Here is a 5,678-nt window from a genome sequence, read left to right as displayed (position 1 = left end):
TATTAGCTTGCTTATTTTAATAAGCCGTACTTATCACCACAGGTACGGGAGAGCCGCTTATCTCAACCAATCTCTAACGATAAGTGATCACACAAAATTAATTGCACATTGAGCTAGACTCAAACCCTGATTGTATAATGGTTATACATTATGAAGGTGTGCAATTAATTTTGTTCAGGAACTTATTAGATGGATCTGTAGAAGATTAATAAAAAATATTTATACAAATATTATAGACTAGATATAAATAGGAATAAGGGTTAATTTATTTGAAAAAGATTAACAAATGGTTTATTATTTTTCCATCGATAGGTATTAAAATCTCGATTGTCTATTGATAAAATACGACCAGTTCCTAAATCTTCTGCTAAAATCACTAGAGAAGCATCTGCTAAGTCCATTGGCAGACTTTGATATTGTTTCATAAGTTCTTGAATTCGTTCTAAATGAGTATCTTGAAGATGGAATAATTGAAATTGTTGTGGATGTCGTTGAAAAATATTTATTAATTTAATCTGTTTTTGGACTCCTTGATAGGTACTTGGAGAACGCTGTAAAAGCAGATAACAACTTTCAGTTAAAACACTCCAAGTTGTGATTAAAGGTTCATAGGAATATTGCGCTAACGTCTGTTGCGCGTTTTGATGATATTGGTCTTTATCGTTAAATAAAGCTACCCAGAATCCCGTGTCAACGATTATCATACTTGGAGTCTAATCCCTTTTTAAGAACGGATTTATAATTAGTAGAAAGGTCAGGTTCTGCACTAATACAGCCAATTAATCCAGAGTCTTTTAATATATCTAACGTACTTAATTGATCATCAAGTTTTGTTTCTGATTTCATTTTTTGTTTTTCATTTATTCCGTACCGTTTTTTTAGTAATTCTACAAAATCCATTAGTAATGCTTGTGCTTCTTCGGGTAATTCATCAAGTTCACGCTGTAATTGTTCAAGATTAATCATGTTCTTTGATTTTAATAATGATGGATAACAATTTCTGAATCAGAAGATGATTTTGCCAGGTCTTAAAGCTAATACTTCACAAGGTTGATAAAGTAAAGGAATTAATTTTTCTTGATCAACCGTTTCCATTGCATAAGTAACCCCATCTTGGTCAGCAAAATCAATTAAAAATGCTTTTTGTTCAAAGTCCATTAACACTGTTCCTACTTGACCTCGACGTAATAAAATAGGTTTATGTGTTTGTTTATGTGTTGCTTGAATATCTTGAGTCAAGACAACTATATCATACTCCTTAATATTCTCCATAATTGGCCTCACTTATCAACGGGATATACATTGGTTAATCTGGGAAAATTTTCTTCAAAACGAATAATCCATGAACTTAAAACTAATGATGATCCAATTTCTGTCTCTAAGAAAAATTTAACATCATAATGAATACCAAAGGAATCTTGTTTATATAGTATCGCTTCATGTTCCTGAATAGCTATCAATAAAGCATCTTCTAAGATTTTTTTATTAGTGAGTGTGATTCCCAAACGCTTCTGAAAAATTAAAGCTTTATTTTTTCCTAGACTATGCTGAAAGTTTAAACAATAACGTTCTAACTTATCTCCTAGTATAGCTTTTTCTGGATTGGGTAGCTTCATAGTTTAAGATTAAATTGATTCCACTCTCCTAATATCCCATCATATCCCAATATCTATCAGTGAGCGAGACGCTCACACTCCTAATATTTCATAATTATATTATGGTAGTGGGAGCATCCTGCTCCCTAAAAATAGAATTATCAGTGAGCGAGACGCTCACACTCCTAATATTCCATCATATCCCATACTGCTAAAACTAATCTTTGAGTACGATATTCAACCTATTTCTTAATCTCATTATTTTTTAATATTCTAAAGGTTTCACTATCTTAAAAACTTTCCCATAAAAAAGGATAATTTTCTGGGACATCAGAGTATTTTTCTTTAACTGGATTTTGTCTAATATATTCCCAAGTGTTCAAAAACTGTTGACGATTTTTGATTAAGACATCATAACGTCCATCTTGCCAAACTTTGCCGATATGTTTCATTGTTTTAGGAATTTGCTTAGAACTATAGCTTTTTATACTGTGTAAAATACTACCGATTGACCAATATTCATCTGTTGATTTCGGATAGGGTTTAATTAATAAATGAACATGATCTGACATAATAACGACAATATACAAATAATAGCGTTTTTCGTGAAAATATAGACAAGCATCTAAGACTAATTTTCTCGCTTCATTATTTAATTCTAACCGTTCGTAAGTGGTAAAGGTGATGAAATAAATTCCTCCTTTAATTTCTAATTTTGGTAATGGCTTTTTGTAGGGCATAATTTTTGATAAATTAATGTATTTTTCTTGGTAGTGGGAGCATCCTGCTCCCTAAACCTTCAATATCCTGCTCCCTAAAAATAGGATTATCAATGAGCGAGACGCTCACACTCCTTTTCTTCGGGAATGGGAGCATCCTGCTCCCTAAACTTTCAATACCTTGCTCCCTAAACCTTCAATATCCTGCTCCCTAAAAATAGAATTATCAGTGAGCGAGACGCTCACACTCCTAATATCCCATCATATCCCACGCAGCTAAAACTAATCTTTTGGTACGATATTCGCCGTATTTCTTCATCTCATTATTCTTTAAGACTCGGAAAGTTTCGGAGGGAAAATCTTCGCCATAAACATCAGCAGGATCTAAAATATAGCGTAGTTCATTACGGGTTAAACCGTAAAGTTTGGCGAATTTTGCATCAAGTTCAGCTCTTAATATAGCCCGTCTTTGTTCATCCCAAATAAACGGTTCCCCACTGTATCCCATATCCTCTGCAAAGGGTTTCATGTCATAAGCAGTGTAAACTAATTCTAAAACTCGACTGCTGATAAATTCGATGTCTTCTTCTGTGTACCAGTCGGGAGGAATAACAGGGAGTTGTTTAACGATGAAGAAGTTAAAGTTAGTTCCACCTACTTTTTGACGAGTCACAAAATCAAAAACTAAACTACTTAAACTTGCTATTAAACAAGATACTAAATTTGCTTAATCAACAGCTAAAATCATAACAGGCGCACTATTACCTACTCCAACTTTTGGTAATAAGCTAAAAATAGCTGTTCGTTCATCAACTGAACGACAAATATTTCTAAAACTCAGAATCCATTCCTTGTTCCACTTACTAGCTAATCTATTTTGAACTTCAGACTTATCAACCCAGTAACGAGACTTTATAGTAAAATCATGGTTTTGTCTTTGTTCAATTGTAGGAGTAGGTATTGCTCGAAAAGTATTTTTATCTCCATCTACCATTCCTTGATTATAACAACCAAAGCGATGATCAAATTGATGAAACATCTTTCCTTCATATAAAGGAACTAATCCTTGTCCTGCTGAATTTTGAAATAAATGGCTATCATTACTCATATCAAACATACGCATAAATGAAATACCCCAAGGATTATTACCTGTTTTTTCATTTTCTAAAACAGGTACAAGCTGATAGATTTTTTTCGTTAATTCGGCATCTACTTTAGTCCGAAATACGGGACAAGTTAAAGTATTAGGATTCATTAAAGCAATATCTTTAGGGGATAATTGAAAGACTCTAGATTTATCCTCAATTTGTTTAGCTTGAGTTAGAAAAAAGGAGAAATCAGTATTTTGAGTTGCTTTCCCACTAATTCCCAGTAAAGTAAATTTTATTTCACTAGCAATAGCAGAAAATAACTTTTTTCTATTCTCAAAATCATAAAGATTGCTTAAGTTTTCTTTTTGAATTAAGTCACCAAAGAAATTCTGACAAGTTGCATCAGTTGCTATTCCAGTAGGAACAATTACCCCTAAACGTCCATCAGTATTAATTAACTTTCTTACCGTTTCAGCAAACACTGCATAAGTATTAATATCTCCTTTGCTAGTTAATAAAAATCGTGCTGACTCTCGAATAAATTTACCTTGTGCATCAGCATCATGTTTTGCTTCTTCAAACTCTTGTAAAAGTTTAGGATTATCTTGTGCTAATCGCTTAATTAACTTTTCTCTTGCTGCTTTATTTTGAGCAGTAGCAATATTTTCATCTTTAGAGGCAAAAAACTCTTTTTCTTGTAGCTTAATACGTTCTCAATGAGGATTACCTAAAACACAACTAAATCCCCCATGATCAAACACTTCAGGAAACTCTAAACACCAATGAAAAAAGCGTTTTTCTTCTGCTAACTTATTCGCAGCTTTAACCACTGCTTCAGTAGTTTTATTCCCTTCTAATAATCGATGTAACGTGGCTGTTGTGGGAAGTAACTGTAAATTCCCTTCAGTCAAGGGCATAAAAAAGGCTGCCGTCCACAAATTACAAGCGGAATAATCACGCCACCATCCCTCATTTTCCTCACTGTGACTGCTAATATACTGTTCTTTTTTTCGCTTAACATCATCGGTGGTTACTTCAGGAATATTACCTAATTTTTGCCCATCTTGAGCGTACTTTCCTAACTCATTTCCTAAGTTATCAAATAAAGATAATTGATTATTTTCAATCGATTCTATCTCCTTTTGATTCCGTTTTTTCAACGCCGTTGCCCATTGTTTTTCATCCCCCGTCACAGCTTTAAATGCCCCTTCAGGAATCCCTTCTTTTAACACAGAAATATCCAACACTCCCACCAAAGAATTACCGCATTTAATACGATGATCTAAGAAGTTTAAGGGATATCCTTTGCAAAAACCTTCAATCCACAAAGCCACTTTACACAGATCCACACTAAGAGGATTATAATCCACCCCATAGATACAATGCTGAATGACATCCCGTACCGTTTGACTCAACGGTTCAGGAGACGGATGAACCTCCCCCGTGCGAATTCGGGCTAATTCCTTACCAATACGCCTTGCTGCTGCCAATAAAAAGTGTCCACTCCCACAAGCGGGGTCACAAACCGTTATACTGAGCAAAGCTGCTTCTTGTCGCTGTTGAAGAGTAAGGAGTGGGAGCGTCTCGCTCCCTAAATTATCCTGATTTTTACCTGAATTATCTTGATTATCGCGCCCTAAATTATCCTGATTTTGGCGACCTGAATTATCCTGATTATCGCGCCCTTTTTGGGGATTAGCGAGCAGGATGCTCGCACTACTCCCTAAATTATCCTGATTCTGGCTTCCTAAATTATCCTGATTCTGGCTTCGTTTTTGGGGATTAGCGAGCAGAATGCTCGCACTACTCCCTAAATTATCCTGATTCTGGCGACCTAAATTATAGTGATTCTGGCTTCCTGAATTGTCCTGATTCTGGCTCACTTTTTGGGGATTAGCGAGCAGGATGCTCGCACTACTCCCTACTCCCTGCTCCCCACTCCGTACTTGTGCTAATTTTTCCTTAATAACAGGTTCTAACGCCGACTTGATCAACTGTCCCACCAACTCAGGAGGGGTATAATAAGAGCCAGTAGTTTTGCGATCGCTTCCTGCCACCAATTTAAAAGCATAAATTCCCTCATAAGTGACGATTTTGGGGGTAAAATCTAAAAGACTTTCATAAACACTGCCCAATTCTTCCACATCCAAAGCCGCATCATTCACCCGTCGTAACTGTCCCCGATTTTCATAGAGAGATAAATGACGAATGGCTAAGACCCGTATTTCTCACAAAATCTGCGATCGCAAAACACAGAAGCTTTACAGGAAGTG

General features: G+C 35.4%; 8 protein-coding genes. All 8 read right to left on the bottom strand.

Annotation, left to right across the window (positions count from 1 at the left end; translation table 11 throughout):
• Positions 1-260: 260 nt before the first annotated feature.
• Positions 261-704: a type II toxin-antitoxin system VapC family toxin gene (locus VB691_RS24085; protein WP_323294068.1), complete on the bottom strand. Its 444-nt coding sequence runs from the start codon at positions 702-704 to the stop codon at positions 261-263.
• The gene (locus tag VB691_RS24080) at positions 691-966 is read right to left on the bottom strand and encodes a DUF2281 domain-containing protein (protein ID WP_323294067.1); all 276 of its coding nucleotides are present in this window, start codon (positions 964-966) and stop codon (positions 691-693) included. The genes VB691_RS24085 and VB691_RS24080 overlap by 14 nt, the downstream gene beginning before the upstream one ends.
• Positions 967-1,005: 39 nt before the next feature.
• On the bottom strand, positions 1,006-1,272 hold the full coding sequence (locus VB691_RS24075) for a DUF4926 domain-containing protein (RefSeq protein ID WP_323294066.1): 267 nt from the start codon (positions 1,270-1,272) through the stop codon (positions 1,006-1,008).
• A gap of 8 nt (positions 1,273-1,280) precedes the next feature.
• Positions 1,281-1,616, bottom strand: coding sequence for a DUF6883 domain-containing protein (locus VB691_RS24070; protein WP_323294065.1), 336 nt, complete (start codon positions 1,614-1,616; stop codon positions 1,281-1,283).
• Positions 1,617-1,885: 269 nt separating this feature from the next.
• A complete protein-coding gene (locus VB691_RS24065; protein ID WP_323294064.1) occupies positions 1,886-2,335 on the bottom strand; it encodes an REP-associated tyrosine transposase in 450 nt (149 codons plus the stop codon).
• Positions 2,336-2,564: 229 nt separating this feature from the next.
• Positions 2,565-2,987 (bottom strand): hypothetical protein, encoded by a 423-nt coding sequence (locus VB691_RS24060; RefSeq protein ID WP_323294063.1) that lies wholly within the window; start codon positions 2,985-2,987, stop codon positions 2,565-2,567.
• Between the two features lie 54 nt (positions 2,988-3,041).
• Positions 3,042-3,944 (bottom strand): Eco57I restriction-modification methylase domain-containing protein, encoded by a 903-nt coding sequence (locus VB691_RS24055; RefSeq protein WP_416245491.1) that lies wholly within the window; start codon positions 3,942-3,944, stop codon positions 3,042-3,044.
• Between the two features lie 174 nt (positions 3,945-4,118).
• Entirely contained in the window at positions 4,119-5,570 is a 1,452-nt protein-coding gene (locus VB691_RS24050) for an Eco57I restriction-modification methylase domain-containing protein (protein WP_323294061.1), read from the bottom strand.
• Positions 5,571-5,678: the final 108 nt, after the last annotated feature.

Origin of the sequence: Crocosphaera sp. XPORK-15E (assembly GCF_034931425.1) — a bacterium.
GTDB lineage: Bacteria > Cyanobacteriota > Cyanobacteriia > Cyanobacteriales > Microcystaceae > UHCC-0190.
The sequence above is the reverse complement of the archived record's forward strand: the minus strand, read 5'-3'. Positions and strand labels throughout refer to the sequence as shown.

What these genes read in the sequence shown, in the direction of transcription:
- VB691_RS24085 (WP_323294068.1), bottom strand. Translation starts at nt 704, where the DNA reads ATGATAATCGTTGACACGGGATTCTGGGTAGCTTTATTTAACGATAAA.
- VB691_RS24080 (WP_323294067.1), bottom strand. Translation starts at nt 966, where the DNA reads ATGATTAATCTTGAACAATTACAGCGTGAACTTGATGAATTACCCGAA.
- VB691_RS24075 (WP_323294066.1), bottom strand. Translation starts at nt 1,272, where the DNA reads ATGGAGAATATTAAGGAGTATGATATAGTTGTCTTGACTCAAGATATT.
- VB691_RS24070 (WP_323294065.1), bottom strand. Translation starts at nt 1,616, where the DNA reads ATGAAGCTACCCAATCCAGAAAAAGCTATACTAGGAGATAAGTTAGAA.
- VB691_RS24065 (WP_323294064.1), bottom strand. Translation starts at nt 2,335, where the DNA reads ATGCCCTACAAAAAGCCATTACCAAAATTAGAAATTAAAGGAGGAATT.